Here is a 17,054-nt window from a genome sequence, read left to right on the forward strand (position 1 = left end):
GTCACAGCTCCCCGCGGATCCGGGTGAGGATCTCTCCGCTCTTCGCGGCGGGCTCGGCGTCGATGCACAGGCGCTCCATCACCTCGAGGTAGCGATCCACCTCGTTGCGCTTCTCCAGGTAGACGGCGCTGGTGAGCTGCTCCATGTAGACCACGTCGGGCAGGTCGGGCTGGGAGAAGCGCAGGATGCTGAAGGGGCCCCCGGCGGCGGCGTGACCGCCCATGCTGAACGGCGCGATCTGGATGGTCACGTTGGGCAGGTCGAGCATCTGCAGGAGGTGGTCGAGCTGGTCGCGCATCACCTCGGGGCCGCCGAGCGGACGGCGCAGCGCCGCCTCGTCCAGCACCACCCACAGGTGGGGCGGGTCGGCGGCGTACAGGAGCCGCTGGCGCGCCATGCGCAGCCGCACCCGCTGCCGGAGCTCCTCCTCGGAGGCGTCCGGGAAGCCGAGCAGGATCACCGCCCGCGCGTACTCCTCGGTCTGCAGCAGGCCGGGGACGAACTGGACCTCGTAGTTGCGGATGATGGCGGCGGACTGCTCCAGGCCGACGTAGGTCTCGAACCAGGACGGCAGGACATCGCTGTAGTTGTGCCACCAGCCGGGCCGGTTGGCCCGCTCGACGAGTGACAGCAGCGCGGAGCGCTCGCCCTCGCCCTCCACGCCGTACAGCGTGAGGAGGTCGGCCACGTCCCTGACCCGGAAGCTCACGCGGCCGTGCTCCATCCGGCTGACCTTCGAGTGGGACGCGCGGATCGCGCGGCCCGCCTCGTCGAGGGTGATGTGCCGCTCCTCGCGCAGGCGGCGGAGCTGCGTTCCGATCACGATCCTCAGCACCGTCGAGCTGCCCTGCATCTGGGTCATCGAGACGGGGGTGGTCGGGTCCTGCCGGGCGGGGGATGCGATCATTGAGCAGTCCTTCGTGCGCGGATTGCGAACCTCTGCCCACTCATCGTGGTCGTCGCGACCCCTTACGGTACTCCGATCACTCGGAATCGACCAGATAGAACTTTATTCTTCAATCATTTCAGTCCGCCAGATCGTCGAATTCCCCGTTCTTCACACCGTGAATGAAGGCCTCGACATCACCACGCGTGTAGATCAGCGCGGGCCCCTGAGGATCACGCGAGTTCCGCATGGCGATCCCGTCACCGGGGAGGCGCGCCAGTTCCACGCAGTTGCCGCTGGGGTTGCTGAAACGGCTTTTCCGCCAGGCGACCGCCCCGAGCAGAGACGCCGGCACCCCGTTGCCGAGCCGATCCATCCTCACCCTCCCGAGCCAGCAGGAAACGTTGTGATCAGCATAGGCTTTGTGCAGCTGCACGTGCATCCGTACTTGCGTCTCCATAGCCGCACGTGCAAGATAACTAAGCGAACACCCCGTTACGCGATCGCCGTCTCCCCCCAGGGTCGCTGATGACTGGTTTCCAGAGGCATGAGCTCGCTTCCGTCCCGGCCGAGATCGGCGACTGGGAGCGATGGTTGTCGCTGCTCGACCAGGCACTCCTGCCGAACGGGGTTCCGGATGAGCCCGGTGAGGACGATCGCCCCGGACACCTGCAGCTGGCGGTGCGCAACCTCCACCACGACCAGTACGCCGCCCGGGCCGCCCGCGAGTTCACCTCCACGTCGCTGCGGGCCTGGGCGCTGGAACACCTGATAGGCGACACCGCCGTCGTCGTCTCCGAACTGGTCACCAACGCCGTGCGCCACGGCGTGGACGACGCGGACGACGCGGACGACGCGGACGATCCGGCCTCCGTACGCTCCGCCGAGCCGGTCAAGGTGATGATCTGCCGCACGGAGCGCTCCGTGGTCTGCGCGGTCACCGACCCCAGCCCGCGGGGCCCTCAGCTCCGGGACCCCGACTACGAGGCGGAGAACGGCCGCGGCCTCCAGGTCATCCAGGGGATCAGCCACACGTGGGGCTGGTCCCCCCTCCAGACGCGGGGCAAGGCCGTGTGGGCGGCGTTCACCATCTCTCCCTCCTCTCCCGCGCGCGAGCGGCGGCTGGAACCCTGCCCCTGACCACCGCCCCTGGCCACCGCCCCTGGCCGCATCCCCTCCAGGGCCTCCGCACCCTCGATCACCACACGGTTTCCGGGGCGTCACCGTACGTATTCCCGGAAAGACCGTTCGGCCCAATCCTTTCCAAGTCCCACCATGAATGATGTGAAAACGGATATTCTCCGCTGAGACCTGAAGTCGGTTGAACGGAGAACGCGATGGCGGCTCTGGAGCCGGAGCGTGCGAAGCTTGACACCACGATTCCGAACGAGAGCCGGATCGCCGACTATTTCCTCGGCGGGAAGGACAATTTCGCCGCCGACCGGGCAGCCGCCGAACACGCCCTGACCATCGCCCCGGAACTGCCCGCGCTGTCGCGGGAGGGCCGGCGTTTCCTCCGCCGGGCGGTGCGCTTCCTCGCCGGTGAGGCGGGAATCCGGCAGTTCGTCGACATCGGCTGCGGGCTGCCGACCCAGGGCAACGTGCACGAGATCGCCCACTCCGTCGCGCCCGACGCCCGGGTGGTCTACGTCGACCACGACCCGATGACCGTGGTCCACGGTCAGGCGCTGCTCCAGGACAACGAGCGGACGGTGGTCATCGAGGCCGACGCCAGGGATCCCGCGGCGCTGCTGACCCACCCCGGCCTCACCTCGGTGATCGACCTCGACCGGCCCGTGGCGATCCTGCTGTTCGCCGTCCTGCACTGCGTCCCCGACGACGATCTGGCCACGCACATCGTCACCCACCTGCGCAAGGCGATCGCGCCGGGCAGCTACCTGGCGCTCTCCCACCCGGTCTCGGACCTGTGCCCCGAGAAGACGGCGAAGCTCGCCGCCGTCTACCAGGCGCAGGGCACGATCACCGGGGGAAGGCGCGGCAACCTCCGGACGAAGGCCGAGGTCGAGCGTTTCTTCGACGGCCTCGATCTCGTCGAGCCCGGGGTCGTCTACACCCCCCTGTGGCGCCCCGGCGAGGAGACCCCCCACCGGCCCGACGCCACGTGGGTGGTCGGCGGCGTCGGCCGCAAGCCCCGCCGCCCGCGGGAGCACCCGGCGCTCACGTGATCTTTACGGTGATCTCCCCGCCGAGCCGGAAACCGCCCTGCAGTTCGAGATCGTCCCCGCTCCAGAAGCGGCCCGGGTCGTACCAGTTCGGGCGGCGACCGCCGGGCAGCAGCCCCATCTCCTCGTAGGTGACGGCCACGACCTCGGCGCAGTAGGCGCTCTCCAGAGCGCTCTCCTCGGCGCTGCGCCTCAGGAGCCTGGGCGCCCGGCCGCGCAGCCACCGGCCGGCGAGCCGGGCCGTGGAGGGGAAAGGCGTGCCGTCCAGCCGGGCGATCGTCCGCAGGACGGCGTCCTCCATCTCCGCGGTGACCTGTGGTTCGAGCTGGCGCAGCCAGCCGCGCTGGCCGTACCTGGTGGCCCAGACGCAGACCGCCTCGCGCAGGTCGTGCAGCTGGACGCCGCGCTGGTGCGTCCCCGCCCACATGTCGGGAAGCGAACGGCCCAGCTCGGCGTGCCACATCAGCGGGGGCATGTCCTCGATCACGACGGACATGCCGACGTGGTTGACCGGGCTGTTGGTCACGGTCTGGATCGCCCGGTCGGGCACCGAACGCCCGCGGAACAGCCACACGTCACCGGTCCGCGTCAGGTTCAGCGCCTCGTCCAGGCTGATGCTCGTAGCGGGCATTCCTCTACTCTAGGGATATGCGGTGGTGGAAGATACTCGGTCTGGCGGGAGTCGCGGGTGTGGCGGCGACCGGTGTGGTGATCGCCCGGGCGGAGCGCCGCCGCCGTGCCTACACACCCGACGAGATCCGGGAGCGGCTCCGCGCCCGCCTGGCCGAGGCCGGGTCGACGGACGCGGAGGGGAACACGGAGCCCGGCAGCGGAACGCCCCAGTAGCGGAACGTCTCAGTAGCGGAACGAGGAGACGATCTCCTGCAGGGCACCGGACATCGCCGCCAGCTCCGACGAGGCGTGCCGGGTCGCGTTGGCCTCGCCGGTCGTGGACGCGGCCGTCTCCGCGACGTCGGTGATGGTGGTGGCGATCCGCTCGGAGCCCCCGGCCAGCTCGGTGACGCTTCGGTTGATCTCCTTGCTGGTGGCCGACTGCTCCTCGACCGCGGCGGCGATCGTCGCCTGGATCTCGGACACCCGCTCGACGATCTCGGAGATCTCCGCGATCGCCGCCGTCGCCCGCGAGGTCTCCTCCTGGATCGCGGCGATCTTGGAGATGATGTCTCCCGAGGCCCGCGCCGTCTCCTGGGCCAGGTCCTTGACCTCACCGGCCACCACCGCGAAACCCTTGCCGGCGTCACCCGCGCGGGCCGCCTCGATGGTGGCGTTCAGTGCCAGCAGGTTCGTCTGCTCGGCGATCGAAGTGATCGTCTTGACGATCTGCCCGATCTCCTCGCTCGCCTCACTGAGGTGTCCCACCGTCCGGGAGGTGGCCCGGGCGCTGCTGACGGCGTCGCCCGCCACGCCCGCCGCCACGCTGGTGTTGCGGGCGATCTCGTCGATGGCGGCGTTCATCTGCTCCGCGGCCGCGGCGAGGGTGGTGACGTTGGCCGACACCTCCCTGGCCGAGCGGGACACCTCGTCCGCCTTCCCGCTGGTGTCGGTCGCCTGGGTGTCCAGCCGCTCCGACAGCGAGGCCAGCTGGTTGCCGGAGGCGGTCAGGGTGTCGGTGCGCTCCCCGACGCCGGTCAGCGCCTCACGGATCGCGGCGGTCGCCCGGTTGAGCGCCCGCGCCATCTGCGCCAGCTCGTCCTTGCCCTGCTCCGGCAGGCACTGTGAGAGGTCGCGCCGGGCCACGGTGCGCAGCCCCTCGACGACCTCCCGCGCCGGGTGCACCACGCTCGCGGTGATGAGCAGGGCCAGCGCCACGGCGGCGACCAGCGCCAGGGCCACGCCCACCAGCATCGTGGTACGGGAGTCCGCGGCGGCGTTCCCGGCCTCGTTGTGGGCCGCGTCCGCACGGGTCTTCACCGAGCCGATGAGCTTGTCGGTCGCCTCCAGGATCTTGTAGTAGGCGTTGTAGCCCTCACCCAGGATGATCGCGTTGCCCTCCTTCATCCCGGCCTCGGTGTCCTTCCGGAACGCCTTCACGACCTCGGCGTCATGGTCGAGGAAGATCCGGAACTGCTCGGCGATCTCCTCGAACAGCGCCTCCTCACCCGGTGACATGTACTCCGTGTGGACCCGGGCCAGGTCTTTCTCCAGGGCGGCGGCCGAGTCGAGGAAGCCCTTGCGGTTGACCGAGCTCGCCTCGGTCGCGGCCCTGCCTCCGATGAGCGGGACGTCCCACGCGTAGGCGACCTGCCAGCCGCTGACGTCGGCGTCACGGAACTTCAGCTCCATGACTTCACGGGTGAGGGTCTGCAACCGCCCCATGCGCTCGGTGACCTGCCGCTGTGAGTCGGCCTGGTGGGCGCCTACGGCCGCCATCGTGGCCAGCATGGCGAACAGGACTCCGAAGGCGGCGAGCAGACGGGTGCGGAGCCTGACTCTGCGGAGCAGTGTGATCATGATTGTGTCCTTCATCCGGGTTTACCGTTCCCTCCATCGGTGGCAGAGCGGCGCGGTTGAGGAATCACGACACATATCTGTAACATTTCTCTCACGTACTGTTATCACACGACTCGTGAGCACGCGGCTCAGGGTGGGGGCGGTGGTCCCGGCTCAGCCGGAGGGTGGGGCGACCGCGCGAGCGTAGCGACCGGCCAGACCACGGATGATCTCGACGAGTTCAGGGGGTCCGGTGACCTCGAAGTCGGCCTCCAGCATGCCGAGATAGAGGGCGAGCATGTGCGGGGTGTCGGATCCGGCGATGACCACGCAGGTGTGCTCGTCGACCGGCTCCACCGTGACCGACGGCGGCACCCGCGCCGCGATCACCTCGGCGGGCGCGCGGACCGTCACCCGGACGGAGTACTTCCAGACGGCCGCCTCCAGACCCTTGGCCACGTGACCGGCGAAGCCTCCCTCCGGGGGCTCGCGCGGGGCGAAGCGGGGGCCGTTGGGCGTGCGCAGCCGGATCCGGTCGGCCCGGAAGGTGCGCCAATCGGCCCGCCCGACATCCCACGCCACGAGATACCAGCGGCCGCGCGCGTGCACGAGGCGGTGGGGCTCGGCCTCGCGCGGACCGCTCGTTCCGTCGTGGCCGACGTAGTCGAACCGGAGCCGCTCGCGGTCCCGGGACGCCCCGGCGATGGCGGCCAGGAGGTCCGCCCCGACGGTGGGTCCCGCGCCGGAGAGCGGCACCGTGTAGCCGGCCAGGGCACCGACCCGGTGACGCAGCCGCGAGGGCAGCACCCGTTCCAGCTTGGCCAGGGCGCGCAGCGACGTCTCCTCGATGCCCGCGACCGACCCTCCGGCGGCCGTACGGAGCCCGACCGCCACCGCCACGGCCTCCTCGTCGTCGAGCAGCAGCGGCGGCAGGGACGCGCCCGCGCCCAGCCGGTAGCCGCCCGCGGCGCCCGGAGTCGCGTGGACGGGGTAGCCCAGGCCGCGCAGCCGTTCCACGTCGTTGCGGATGGTCCGGGTGGTCACACCGAGCCGCTCGGCCAGTTGGGGGCCCGACCAGTCACGCGGGGTCTGGAGCAGGGAGAGCAGGCGCAGCAGGCGCGCCGAGGTGTCCGCCATCACCCAAGAATGTCACGCGCAGCGGAACGTTTCCTTCCGCATCGGATCGTCCATCTCCAGTGGACGGCCCGTCCCGGAGTCGCTTCCCCATCGCGCGGTGAACCACCCATCGCGAAACCGGCGCGCCCCGCGGAATCCGATGAATCCGGGTATGTAGCGTTTCCCGGGACTTCCCCGGGTCACTTCCCCGGGACGAGGTAAGGAGATTCCGATGACGCACGAGCGTGCCGGGCAGCCCGCCCGGCCGTCCGACCTGGTGGACGTGGCCCGGCTGGTGACCGCCTACTACGCCCTGCATCCCGACCCGTCCGATCCGGCCCAGCGGGTGACGTTCGGCACCTCGGGGCACCGCGGCTCGGCGCTGAACGCCGCCTTCAACGAGGACCACATCGTCGCCACCAGCCAGGCCATCGTGGAGTACCGCGCGGCACGGGGTGTGGACGGGCCGCTGTTCCTGGGGGCCGACACGCACGCGCTGTCGGAGCCTGCCCGGGTGTCGGCGCTGGAGGTGTTCGCGGCCAACGGGGTGACAGTCATGATCGATTCCCGTGACGGCTACACCCCGACCCCGGCGGTCTCGCACGCCATCCTGAGCCGCAACCGGGGCCGTACGGCCGGACTCGCCGACGGCGTGGTCGTCACACCCTCGCACAACCCGCCCGGCGACGGCGGCTTCAAGTACAACCCGCCGCACGGCGGGCCGGCCGACACCGACGCCACCTCCTGGATCCAGGACCGGGCCAACGCGCTGATCGCGGGCGGGCTGAAGGAGGTCCGGCGCATCCCGCTGGCCAGGGCGCTGGCCGCGGAGACGACCGTCCGCCACGACTTCCTGGCCGCCTACGTGGACGACCTGCCCTCGGTGCTGGACCTCGACGCGATCCGGGCCGCGGGGGTGCGGGTGGGCGCCGACCCGCTGGGAGGGGCGAGCGTGGCCTACTGGGCGGAGATCGCCGAGCGGCACCGGATCGACCTGACGGTGGTCAACCCGCTGACCGATCCGACGTGGCGGTTCATGACGCTCGACTGGGACGGCAAGATCCGCATGGACTGCTCGTCCCCGTACGCCATGGCCTCCCTGATCGCCGGCCGCGACGCCTTCGCCGTCTCCACCGGCAACGACGCCGACGCCGACCGGCACGGCATCGTCACCCCCGACGGCGGCCTGATGAACCCCAACCACTACCTGGCCGTGGCGATCTCCTACCTCTACTCCCACCGGCCCGGCTGGCCCGCCGGGGCCGGGATCGGCAAGACCCTGGTGAGCAGCGGCATGATCGACCGGGTCGCCGCCGATCTGGGCCGGCCGCTGGCCGAGGTGCCCGTCGGGTTCAAGTGGTTCGTACCGGGGCTGCTGGACGGCTCGCTCGGCTTCGGCGGCGAGGAGAGCGCGGGCGCGTCGTTCCTGCGCCGCGACGGCTCGGTGTGGACCACCGACAAGGACGGCATCATCCTGGCCCTGCTCGCCGCGGAGATCATCGCGGCCACGGGCCGCTCCCCCAGCGAGCATTACGCGGATCTGGTGTCCCGGTTCGGCGACCCGGCCTACGCCCGGGTCGACGCCCCGGCGACCCGCGAGGAGAAGGCGGTGCTCGCCCGGCTCTCGGCCGAGCAGGTCACCGCCGGCACGCTGGCCGGGGAGCCGATCACGCAGGTTCTCACCTCCGCACCCGGCAACGGCGCGCCCATCGGCGGACTCAAGGTCTGCACCGACAACGCCTGGTTCGCCGCCCGCCCCTCGGGCACCGAGGACGTCTACAAGATCTACGCCGAGTCGTTCAGGGGCCCGGAGCACCTGGCCGAGGTGCAGAAGGCGGCCAGGGAACTGGTGTCGGCGTCACTCGGCTGAGAACGTCACCGGTGGAGGGCGTCCCTTCCGGCCGCGGCCTCATCCGGCCGGGCTCCCCTCCGGGTGAGGCGGAGCCGGGCCGGAGCCTGCCGTACGGGCTCCGGCAGGCGCAGCGGCCCGCGGCCGGGGATGATCGCGCCCAGCACACGCGGCCCCGAGGCGCCCGTGCAGCCGGGCACCGTCGCGGGCAGCCCGTGCGCGGTCATCCAGCCGAGGAACGAGAAGGCGATCGCCTCCTTCGCGTCGGACGGCACCCCGACCTCGTCGCTCGGGACCGTTCGCGCCGTCCCGGCCCGCTCGCGCAGCATGCCCATGACGACCGGGTTGCGGACTCCGCCGCCCGACACGACGACCGTGTCCAGCCGGTGCCGCCGGATCTCGGCGGCCGCGGTCTCGGCGGTCAGCGCGGCCAGCGTCGCCAGCAGGTCCTCCAGGCCGAGGCCGTACGGCGCGGCGAACCGGTCGAGGTAGCCGAGGTGGAACAGCTCCTTGCCGGTGCTCTTCGGCGGGGAGCGGCGGTAGTACGGCTCGGCGAGCAGCTCCGCCAGCAGCGGCTCGCAGACCTTCCCCCGCGCGGCGAGACGGCCGTCCTCGTCGTACGGCCTGCCGGTGGCGGCGAGCACCGCGGCGTCCATCAGCGCGGAGGCGGGGCCGGTGTCGTAGGCCGCCGCGGACGCGCCATGGGGGATCGCGGGGCCGTGCTCCCCGTCCGGCACGCCGGGCGCGTTCCGGTCGGCGGGCGCGTTCCGGTCGGCGGGCACGGTCAGGTTGGCGATTCCGCCGAGGTTGAGCGCGCCGGTCCGGCCCGGGAGCCCGGCCAGCAGGAGCAGGTCGAAGGCGGAGACCAGCGGCGCGCCCTGTCCGCCCGCGCTGACGTCCCGCGCGCGCAGGTCGGAGACCACCGGCACGCCGAGCCGCTCGGCGATCCACGCGGGCTGGCCGAGCTGGAGGGTGCCGTGCGCGCGGCCGTCCTCCACCCAGTGGAAGAGGGTCTGCCCGTGCGAGCAGACCAGATCGGCCGCCGGGCACCGCGCCGCCGCGTCGGCGAACGCCCGCCCGATCAGCGTGTCCAGCCGGCAGACCTCGTCCATGCCGGTCCGGTTCGGCGGCAGCGCGGCGACGATGCGCCCGCGGAGCGCGGGATCGTACGGCGCCGCGCCGGTGTGCTCGACGACGCCGGTGAGAACACCGCCGGAGAGCGACCAGTCCACGACCGCGCTGTCGATGCCGTCGTGGGACGTCCCCGAGATCAGGCCCAGCACCCGCATGCCCGCTCCTTGTAGAAAACCTTCACACGAATATAGTCGGCCGGAGGATATCTACCGAGACGGGGCCCGCGGCGTGTGCCGTCCGCGAGAATGGGGCCCGGCCGGCTCTCCGGGCCCGGAGCGCGATCTCTCGAAGCCGTCCCGGGCCGGGGCGGAGAACGGAGCGGGTGTGACGACACTGGTCATCGGCGTGGACGGGGGCGGGACGAGCACCCGGTGCGTGGTCGCGACGGAGTCCGGGGAGGTGGCGGGGCGGGGGTACGGCGCGGGAGCCAACATCCTGTCGGCCGCCGATCCCGGAGAGAGCCTGCGCACGGCGCTCCTGGCCGCGCTGGAGGGACTCTCCCCCGGCGCGGTGGCGGCCGGGGTGTTCGCTCTGGCGGGCTCGGAGTCGGCGCGCGAACGGGCCGGGATCCTGGCCGCCGAGGCATGGCGGGCCTGCGGGCTGGCCGGGCGGGTCGAGATCGTCCCCGACCCGCTCGCCGCCTTCGCCGGGGCCACCGAGGAACCGTCGGGAACGGTCCTGATCGCGGGCACCGGGGCCGTGGCCGCCCGGATCACCGGCCGTCGCCTCGCCCGCCGGGCCGACGGGCACGGGTGGCTCCTGGGGGACGCGGGGTCGGGGGTGTGGATCGGGCGGCGGGCCGTACAGGCCGTGCTGGCCTTCCTCGACGGCCGTGCCGGGCCGACGGCGCTCCTCGACGCGGTGGCCGGGCACGTCGCCCTCCGGGAGGAGCCCGATCGCGAGGCCGCGGCCGGGCACGGTGGTGCGGCCGCCCCCATGACCACTCAGCGGGTCGTCCAGGCGGTCCACGGAGGCATCGCCGAGGTGGGACCCGCCTGGCTGGGACGGCTGGCCCCGGCGGTGGAGGCGGCGGCCGGGGAGGGGGACGCGGCGGCCCTGGAGATCGTGCGGGAGGCGGCCGGCCGGCTCGTCTCCACCACGCTCTCGCTCGGCCCCGGTCCCGGGCCGCTGGTACTGGCGGGTTCCCTGCTGACGGAGCCGACGCTGCTGGCCGCACGGGTCCGCGCCGATCTCGGCGGCACCCTCCTGACGGCCCGCGACAGCGCCGCCGGTGCCGCCGCCCTCGCCCTCCACGGCACCGTCCCGGACGCCCTGCCCGCCCACCGCAAACTGATCGCCTGACCCTGACCCGGGCGCGGGCGGGGCGGGGCGGGGTCAGACGATCACTCGGCGGCCGCCGCCGGGAGGGCTCTGGCGGCTGACGCGGTCGACGGCCGTCACGTAGTAGTACGCGCCCCTGGCGCCCTGCGGGTCCACCCAGCGGACGTGGCGGCCGGCGGGGACGACGGCGGCCAGGTGGCGGGCGTCGGCGAAGTCGCCGGGGCGGGCCTTCCGGTCCAGACGGAAGATCGCGAACTGGAACGGGAGGGTCCGGCCGGTGGCGACGATGCTCAGCTCCACTCCCCCGTCGGTCATGTGCGCCGATGCCAGGACCGGCCGGCGCGGGGCCGGGCCGTCCGCCAGGCGGGGCAGGAGCGGCGGGAGCGCGGGCCGGGTGTAGTGGTCGGCCACGACGGTGCTGATCGAGCCGATCCGGTCGGCCCGCAGGTCGCCGGAGTTGTACCAGATGTCGCCGCCGACCACCGGGTGGTCCCGGTTGAGCGTCAGGTGCCGGGTGAGTTCGTCCGGCTGGAACCACGGGGCCGGCTGCCCGGCCGCGCCCGCCTTGTAGGCCGCCTGGCCGATCCAGAGCTGCACGCCGGTGCCCGCCGCCACGTCGGACCACCAGGGGACCAGCTTGGCGTAGTCGGCGTTGGACTGGCCGATGTACCAGTACAGCTGCGGGGCGATGTAGTCCAGCCAGCCCTTCTTGACCCAGCCCCGGGTGTCGGCGTGCAGGTTGTCGTAGGACTGGCCGCCGTCGGTGTCCGAGCCGAGCGGGTCGGTGGACCTGTTGCGCCAGATGCCGGAGGGGCTGATGCCCCAGGCGACCTCCGGCTTGGCCCGCCGTACCCGCTGCTGCATCTCCTGGACCAGCAGGTCCACGTTGTTGCGCCGCCAGGCCGCCAGGTCGGGGAAGCCCTGGCCGTACCGGGTGAACGCGGCGCTGTCGTCGAAGGCCGGGGTGTTGACCGGGTAGAAGTAGTCGTCGAAGTGCAGGCCGTCGATGTCGTATCGGGTGACCGCGTCCATCATGGCGTCCTGCACGAACGCGCGGACCTCGGGCATGCCGGGGTTGTAGTAGAGCCTGCCGCCGTAGGCGACGATCCAGTCGGGGTGCCGGCGGCCGGGGTGGTCGGGGTGGAGTCTGGCCGGGTCACCCTGCATCGACACGCGGTAGGGGTTGAACCAGGCGTGGAAGGCCAGGCCCCGGCGGTGTGTCTGCTCCACCAGGAAGGCCAGCGGGTCGTAGCCGGGGTCCTGCCCCTGTGTGCCGGTCAGGTACTGCGACCAGGGCTCGTACGGCGAGGGCCAGAAGGCGTCGGCGGTCGGCCGGATCTGCACGAAGACCGAGTTGAGCCTGCGCGCCTGGGCGAGATCGAGCCAGGCGAGGTATTCGGCCTTCTGCTCGTCGGCGGTGAGACCCGGCTTGGACGGCCAGTTGATGTTGAGCACCGAGGCGATCCACATGCCGCGCATCTGGCGCAGCGGCGGGACGTACCCGGCGGGGTCCGGGGAGGGCGAGGAGGCGCGGCCGGGAAGCGGCGAGGCGAGGGCGGGCAGCGGAACGGCCGACGCGGTGGCGGCCAGGGCCAGACCGCGCAGGATGGTACGCCGGGTGGGTGGGCAGCTCATGCGGACTCCTGGGGGGGGCGAAGACGAGGGCGCCGATGCCGGCGGTGACAGAAAATTACATTCACATCAATGCCGATGAAAGAAAGCGTCATCGATGTGTAACCTGCTGCCAGACGCCCGGCCCGCGGCGTCGTACGACACCGGAGGCGGGAAGGCGCCCCGCCGCGAGGCGACCGCCGGGGAGACGACCGCCGGGAAGGCGACCGATGCCGCACAGCAGTCCCGATCTGGCCCGGCTGGCCATGACCGTGCTCCAGCCCGGCTTCGACGGCACCGCCCCGCCCGGCTGGCTGCGCCGCGCCCTGGGCGAGGGCCTCGGCGGGGTCGTGCTGTTCGCCAGGAACCTGGTCGATCCCGCCCAGACGGCCGGGCTCGTCGCGGCACTGCGAGCGGAGAGCCCGGCCATGGTCGTCGCGGTCGACGAGGAGGGCGGGTCGGTCACCCGGCTGGAGGCCGGGACCGGCAGCTCGTTCCCGGGCAACCGGGCGCTGGGCGTGGCCGACGACACCGGGCGGACCGAGGGGGTCGCCCGGGCGATCGGCCGCCTCCTGGCCGCCGCGGACATCACCCTGGACTACGCCCCCGTCGCGGACGTCAACGCGAACCCGGCCAACCCGGTGATCGGCGTGCGCTCCTTCGGCCCCGACCCGGCGCTCGCCGCCCGCCACACCGCCGCATGGGTACGGGGACTGCAGGGCGCGGGGGTGGCCGCCTGCGCCAAGCACTTCCCCGGCCACGGCGACACCGTCACCGACTCCCACCTCGCCCTGCCGGCCGTGCACGCCTCCCTCGACGTGCTCCGCGAGCGCGACCTGCCGCCGTTCCGCGCGGCGCTGGCGGCCGGGGTCCGGGCGGTGATGTGCGGCCACCTGCTGGTCCCCGCGCTCGACCCGGACGCCCCCGCCACGCTGAGCCGCCGGATCCTGACCGGCCTGCTCCGCGAGGAGCTGGGCTTCGACGGCATGCTGGTCACCGACGCCATCGAGATGCGCGCCGTGGCCGCCCTCCACCCGCCCGGCGAGATCGCGGTCCGCGCGCTGGCCGCAGGCGCGGACGCGATCTGCACGGGGGTCTCCTCCCCCGGCGGTGAGAACGTCCACGAGCTGCGCGACGCGATCGTCGAGGCGGTGCACGCGGGACGGCTCCCCGAGGAGCGCCTGGCCGAGGCCGCCTCCCGCGTCCTGGCCCTGGCCGCCTGGCACGCCGGGCGGGCGGACCTCCGCAGCGCCCCGGGCTCCGGCTCCGAGGACGGGGCGGAGGGGGTGGCCCTCGGCCTGGAGGCCGCCCGCGCGGCCGTGCGGATCGTCGTCCCCGGGCCTGCCGCGACCGCGGCCACCGCCAGGACCACCGTGATGACTGAGACCATTGAGATCGCTGAGACCGCTGAGACCGCTGGGACTACGGGGACCCCGGCGACCGCGGAAGCGGACGGCGCGTTCCGGGGAGCGGAGCCGGGGATCGACGGGTCTCCCCCTCCCCCTCCCCCTCCCCCGCTCCCGGCTCCGCCGTTCGTCGTCGACATCGCCCCCCGTCCCAACCTCGCCGCCGATCCGGCCACTCCCACCGGCCTGCTGGGCGCGCTGCGCGAGACGCTGCCCGGCACGGCCGGGCACACCGTCACCGCCCGGGAGCCCGAGCTGCCCGCCCTGCCGGACGGCCGGCCGGTCGTGCTGGTCGTCCACGACGCCGGGCGGCGCCCTTGGGTCCGGGAGGCGCTGGCCCGGGCCGTACGGCTCCGGCCCGACGCGATCGTTGTGGAGACCGGGATTCCCGATGAGCCGGTCGGAGCGGTATATGTCACCACGCATGGTGTCTCCCGGGCTTCCGCCCGTGTGGTCGCGCGCTGGCTGACCGGTGGCAAATAAGCTGATCCCTACATGGAAGGGTGGAATCGGTGGACCAGCACGGCGTTCCCGCCGGGCGCCACGCTTCCACGACCGGAGACCATCGTCACGAGGGTTGCGCATGACTGAGAACGAAGGCCCCAGCCCGACGAACCTCGTGGCGACGATCCGGGCGGTCCTGCCCTCGCTCACCCCCGCCGCCCAGGCCATCGCCGCCCGCATCCTCGACGATCCGGGAATGGTGGCCCGCAGCACCATCACCGAGTTCAGCGCGGTCTCCGGGACCAGCGAGGCCACCATCGTGCGCACCGCCCGGGCCCTCGGCTTCGCCGGATACTCCCAGCTGCGCTTCGCGCTGGCCGCGGCGGTCGCCAGCCGGGCCCCCGAACGGCTGGTCCCCGGCGACCTGGCGCCCGACGACCCGCTCACCGACGTGATCGCGAAGGTGACGCGGGCCGAGTCGGAGGCGCTGGCCGACACCGCCGCGCAACTCTCCCCCGACACGCTGGACGCCGTCGTGGGGGCGGTGTCCGCCGCCCGGCGGGTGGACGTCTACGGGGTCGGCGCGTCGGGCCTGGTGGCGATCGACATGGCGCAGAAGCTCATGCGCATCGGCCTGTCCGGTCACGCCTTCACGGACGCGCACCTGGCGGTCACCAGCGCCGCGCTGGTCCGGGAGGGCGACGTGGTGGTCGGCGTGAGCTGCACCGGCGAGACCTCCGACGTGCTGGGACCGGTACGCGTCGCGCGCAAGGCCGGGGCCACGACCGTGGCGATCACCAACAACCCGCGCTCGTCCCTGGCCGAGCTGGCCGACCACGTCCTCATCTCCGCGGGCCGGGAGACCGCCTTCCGCCCCGGCGCGCTGGCCAGCCGGATCAGCCAGCTGCTGATCGTCGACTGCGTCTTCGTCGGGGTCGCCCAGCGCACCTTCGAGACCTCGGACGCCGCCCTGCGGGCCACCCGTGACGCCCTGGACGGGTTTCTGGCCGACTCTCCCCGCCGGGGCCGGTCCTCCTGAACCGCCCCCGCCGTACTGCCCCGGGAGGAATCCGGGACCGCCGGCGGTCAGCCCCGCCGCGCGTGCCACCAGGCGAACGCCTCGGGCAGCACGACGGGCGCCCAGCGGGGCAGCTTCAGGCCCGCCATCTCGGCTTCGTGCATGAAGCGCGCCTCGCTGACCTCCTCACCGTCCGGGACGATCTCGCCGCCCAGGAGCGCGCAACCGTACACCGTGATCACGTAGGAGGTCTGGTCGCCGTTCAGATAGTGGACCCGGAACTCCGGCCCGCCGTGGACGCCGATGATACCGAGCGGCTCCACCGCGAGGCCGACCTCCTCGCGGACCTCGCGGACCAGGGCGTCGGCGGGGTGCTCGTCCGGCTCGACCAGGCCGCCCGGGGGAGCCCACACGCCGCTCTCGTGGCACGCCATGAGGAGGCGGCCGTCGTCGTCGAACACGCAGGCGCTCACCGACGGGAGGACCATGAGGTCGTGCCCGACGCGGGCACGCAGCGAGGCGAGATACTCGGGGATCGGCATGCTACCGGCGGGGGCTCGGGAAACGGATCACAGGCCCAGCCTAGCGGTGTCCGGCCCGGCGGACGGGCGGGATCCGGCGAGCAGGCCCGCCGGCCTCACACTCCGGCGCCCTGTCTCGTCGGACAGATGAAGGCGGTTGCGACGGAGGGAAGACGGCACACCATGACCACCCCATCCGAGCCGGGCCACCCCCGGCTCGATCCGAGCCTGAGCGCGGTCGTCAGCGAGCGGCGCCAGCTGACCAATCTCGCCTACCGGCTCCTCGGTTCCCTGTCCGACGCCGAGGATGTCGTCCAGGAGACCTACGCCCGCTGGTACGCCATGTCCCGGCAGCAGCAGGAGGCCATCGAGTCCCCCGGCGCCTGGCTGACGACGGTCGCCAGCCGCGTCTGCCTCGACCTGCTCGGTTCGGCCCGCGCCCGGCGCGAGCGCTACGTGGGCGAATGGATCCCCGAGCCGCTGCCCGACCGCACGGAGTGGATCACCGGGCGTCCGGGCGGCTCCACGGCCGACCCGGCCGACCCGGCTGACCGCGTCACCCTCGACGAGTCGATCAGCATGGCCTTCCTCGTCGTGCTGGAGTCGATGACCCCGGCCGAGCGCGTGGCGTTCGTCCTGCACGATGTCTTCCGCTACTCCTTCGCCGAGGTGGCCGAGATCGTCGGCCGTACCCCGGCGGCCTGCCGCCAGCTGGCCTCCTCGGCCCGCCGGCGCATCCGCGCATCCCGGGCCTCCCCGGCTCCGGCGGCCCGGCGCGCCGACGTCATCAGGGACTTCAGGCAGGCGTGGGAGACCAAGGACGTCGGCGCCCTCATCGGCCTGCTCGCCCCCGACGTCACGATGATCTCCGACGGCGGCGGTCTCGCCGGCGCCGCCCTCCACCCAATCGAAGGCGGCGAGCAGATCGTGCGCTACGCCCTGGCCATCGCGGGCATGGCGCCCGACCTGACGCTCCTGGAGCGTACGGTCAACGGCCAGCCCGGTCTGGTGGCCCAGCGCAACGGCGTCACCGTGTCGGTGATGGCGTTCGAGATCGCAGACGACCGGATCACACGCATCTGGACGGTACGCAACCCCGACAAGCTCAGGCCGTGGACGGCCGGGCCGCAGGACATCCCGTAGTTCCGCCCCGG

At 72.7% G+C, this 17,054-nt stretch carries 16 protein-coding genes; 8 read left to right on the forward strand and 8 right to left on the reverse strand.

What is annotated here, in order from left to right:
* Position 1 precedes the first annotated feature (1 nt).
* Both IEZ08_RS23675 and IEZ08_RS23680 read right to left on the reverse strand, forming a co-directional pair.
* A complete protein-coding gene (locus IEZ08_RS23675) occupies positions 2-907 on the reverse strand; it encodes a Sco1979 family transcriptional regulator (RefSeq protein WP_068923421.1) in 906 nt (301 codons plus the stop codon).
* A gap of 118 nt (positions 908-1,025) precedes the next feature.
* Positions 1,026-1,262: a DUF397 domain-containing protein gene (locus IEZ08_RS23680; protein WP_068923420.1), complete on the reverse strand. Its 237-nt coding sequence runs from the start codon at positions 1,260-1,262 to the stop codon at positions 1,026-1,028.
* Positions 1,263-1,414: 152 nt separating this feature from the next.
* Here IEZ08_RS23680 and IEZ08_RS23685 point away from each other — a divergent pair, with 152 nt between their 5' ends.
* Both IEZ08_RS23685 and IEZ08_RS23690 read left to right on the forward strand, forming a co-directional pair.
* Positions 1,415-2,026 (forward strand): ATP-binding protein, encoded by a 612-nt coding sequence (locus tag IEZ08_RS23685; protein ID WP_068923419.1) that lies wholly within the window; start codon positions 1,415-1,417, stop codon positions 2,024-2,026.
* A gap of 197 nt (positions 2,027-2,223) precedes the next feature.
* Positions 2,224-3,072 (forward strand): SAM-dependent methyltransferase, encoded by an 849-nt coding sequence (locus IEZ08_RS23690; RefSeq protein WP_189242914.1) that lies wholly within the window; start codon positions 2,224-2,226, stop codon positions 3,070-3,072.
* On the opposite strand, the gene IEZ08_RS23695 is transcribed toward IEZ08_RS23690, so the two are convergent.
* Positions 3,065-3,700: a hypothetical protein gene (locus tag IEZ08_RS23695; protein WP_068923417.1), complete on the reverse strand. Its 636-nt coding sequence runs from the start codon at positions 3,698-3,700 to the stop codon at positions 3,065-3,067. The genes IEZ08_RS23690 and IEZ08_RS23695 overlap by 8 nt on opposite strands.
* Before the next feature lie 17 nt (positions 3,701-3,717).
* On the opposite strand from IEZ08_RS23695, the gene IEZ08_RS23700 reads away from it, so the two are divergent.
* The gene (locus IEZ08_RS23700; RefSeq protein WP_068923416.1) at positions 3,718-3,915 is read left to right on the forward strand and encodes a hypothetical protein; all 198 of its coding nucleotides are present in this window, start codon (positions 3,718-3,720) and stop codon (positions 3,913-3,915) included.
* A 9-nt stretch (positions 3,916-3,924) separates the two neighbouring features.
* On the opposite strand, the gene IEZ08_RS23705 is transcribed toward IEZ08_RS23700, so the two are convergent.
* Positions 3,925-5,541: a methyl-accepting chemotaxis protein gene (locus tag IEZ08_RS23705; protein WP_068928778.1), complete on the reverse strand. Its 1,617-nt coding sequence runs from the start codon at positions 5,539-5,541 to the stop codon at positions 3,925-3,927.
* A gap of 153 nt (positions 5,542-5,694) precedes the next feature.
* The gene (locus tag IEZ08_RS23710) at positions 5,695-6,657 is read right to left on the reverse strand and encodes a helix-turn-helix transcriptional regulator (protein WP_068923415.1); all 963 of its coding nucleotides are present in this window, start codon (positions 6,655-6,657) and stop codon (positions 5,695-5,697) included.
* 211 nt (positions 6,658-6,868) lie between these two features.
* Here IEZ08_RS23710 and pgm point away from each other — a divergent pair, with 211 nt between their 5' ends.
* The gene (pgm, locus tag IEZ08_RS23715) at positions 6,869-8,506 is read left to right on the forward strand and encodes a phosphoglucomutase (alpha-D-glucose-1,6-bisphosphate-dependent) (RefSeq protein ID WP_068923414.1); all 1,638 of its coding nucleotides are present in this window, start codon (positions 6,869-6,871) and stop codon (positions 8,504-8,506) included.
* Positions 8,507-8,511: 5 nt separating this feature from the next.
* Here pgm and IEZ08_RS23720 read toward each other — a convergent pair whose 3' ends face one another.
* Positions 8,512-9,774 (reverse strand): anhydro-N-acetylmuramic acid kinase, encoded by a 1,263-nt coding sequence (locus IEZ08_RS23720; RefSeq protein WP_068923413.1) that lies wholly within the window; start codon positions 9,772-9,774, stop codon positions 8,512-8,514.
* 169 nt (positions 9,775-9,943) lie between these two features.
* Between IEZ08_RS23720 and IEZ08_RS23725 the strand changes: the two genes are divergently transcribed.
* Complete coding sequence (locus tag IEZ08_RS23725) at positions 9,944-10,921, forward strand: N-acetylglucosamine kinase (protein ID WP_189242915.1); 978 nt, start codon at positions 9,944-9,946, stop codon at positions 10,919-10,921.
* Between the two features lie 33 nt (positions 10,922-10,954).
* Here the strand turns inward: IEZ08_RS23725 and IEZ08_RS23730 are convergent, their stop codons facing one another.
* Complete coding sequence (locus IEZ08_RS23730) at positions 10,955-12,535, reverse strand: glycoside hydrolase family 10-like protein (protein WP_189242916.1); 1,581 nt, start codon at positions 12,533-12,535, stop codon at positions 10,955-10,957.
* Between the two features lie 206 nt (positions 12,536-12,741).
* Here IEZ08_RS23730 and IEZ08_RS23735 point away from each other — a divergent pair, with 206 nt between their 5' ends.
* Positions 12,742-14,400, forward strand: coding sequence for a glycoside hydrolase family 3 protein (locus tag IEZ08_RS23735; protein WP_189242917.1), 1,659 nt, complete (start codon positions 12,742-12,744; stop codon positions 14,398-14,400).
* 100 nt (positions 14,401-14,500) lie between these two features.
* Positions 14,501-15,400: a MurR/RpiR family transcriptional regulator gene (locus IEZ08_RS23740; protein ID WP_068923410.1), complete on the forward strand. Its 900-nt coding sequence runs from the start codon at positions 14,501-14,503 to the stop codon at positions 15,398-15,400.
* A gap of 47 nt (positions 15,401-15,447) precedes the next feature.
* Here the strand turns inward: IEZ08_RS23740 and IEZ08_RS23745 are convergent, their stop codons facing one another.
* Positions 15,448-15,921 (reverse strand): NUDIX domain-containing protein, encoded by a 474-nt coding sequence (locus IEZ08_RS23745; RefSeq protein ID WP_068923409.1) that lies wholly within the window; start codon positions 15,919-15,921, stop codon positions 15,448-15,450.
* A 162-nt stretch (positions 15,922-16,083) separates the two neighbouring features.
* Here IEZ08_RS23745 and sigJ point away from each other — a divergent pair, with 162 nt between their 5' ends.
* Positions 16,084-17,043: an RNA polymerase sigma factor SigJ gene (gene sigJ / locus IEZ08_RS23750; protein WP_068923408.1), complete on the forward strand. Its 960-nt coding sequence runs from the start codon at positions 16,084-16,086 to the stop codon at positions 17,041-17,043.
* Positions 17,044-17,054 lie beyond the last annotated feature (11 nt).

It is taken from the genome of Planobispora rosea (assembly GCF_014648175.1).
Lineage (GTDB): Bacteria > Actinomycetota > Actinomycetes > Streptosporangiales > Streptosporangiaceae > Planobispora > Planobispora rosea.

Bases quoted from the DNA above. Each gene is read 5' to 3' on its own strand.
- IEZ08_RS23675 (WP_068923421.1), bottom strand. From the start codon at position 907: ATGATCGCATCCCCCGCCCGGCAGGACCCGACCACCCCCGTCTCGATG.
- IEZ08_RS23680 (WP_068923420.1), bottom strand. From the start codon at position 1,262: ATGGATCGGCTCGGCAACGGGGTGCCGGCGTCTCTGCTCGGGGCGGTC.
- IEZ08_RS23685 (WP_068923419.1), top strand. From the start codon at position 1,415: ATGACTGGTTTCCAGAGGCATGAGCTCGCTTCCGTCCCGGCCGAGATC.
- IEZ08_RS23690 (WP_189242914.1), top strand. From the start codon at position 2,224: ATGGCGGCTCTGGAGCCGGAGCGTGCGAAGCTTGACACCACGATTCCG.
- IEZ08_RS23695 (WP_068923417.1), bottom strand. From the start codon at position 3,700: ATGCCCGCTACGAGCATCAGCCTGGACGAGGCGCTGAACCTGACGCGG.
- IEZ08_RS23700 (WP_068923416.1), top strand. From the start codon at position 3,718: ATGCGGTGGTGGAAGATACTCGGTCTGGCGGGAGTCGCGGGTGTGGCG.
- IEZ08_RS23705 (WP_068928778.1), bottom strand. From the start codon at position 5,541: ATGATCACACTGCTCCGCAGAGTCAGGCTCCGCACCCGTCTGCTCGCC.
- IEZ08_RS23710 (WP_068923415.1), bottom strand. From the start codon at position 6,657: ATGGCGGACACCTCGGCGCGCCTGCTGCGCCTGCTCTCCCTGCTCCAG.
- pgm (WP_068923414.1), top strand. From the start codon at position 6,869: ATGACGCACGAGCGTGCCGGGCAGCCCGCCCGGCCGTCCGACCTGGTG.
- IEZ08_RS23720 (WP_068923413.1), bottom strand. From the start codon at position 9,774: ATGCGGGTGCTGGGCCTGATCTCGGGGACGTCCCACGACGGCATCGAC.
- IEZ08_RS23730 (WP_189242916.1), bottom strand. From the start codon at position 12,535: ATGAGCTGCCCACCCACCCGGCGTACCATCCTGCGCGGTCTGGCCCTG.
- IEZ08_RS23735 (WP_189242917.1), top strand. From the start codon at position 12,742: ATGCCGCACAGCAGTCCCGATCTGGCCCGGCTGGCCATGACCGTGCTC.
- IEZ08_RS23740 (WP_068923410.1), top strand. From the start codon at position 14,501: ATGACTGAGAACGAAGGCCCCAGCCCGACGAACCTCGTGGCGACGATC.
- IEZ08_RS23745 (WP_068923409.1), bottom strand. From the start codon at position 15,921: ATGCCGATCCCCGAGTATCTCGCCTCGCTGCGTGCCCGCGTCGGGCAC.
- sigJ (WP_068923408.1), top strand. From the start codon at position 16,084: ATGACCACCCCATCCGAGCCGGGCCACCCCCGGCTCGATCCGAGCCTG.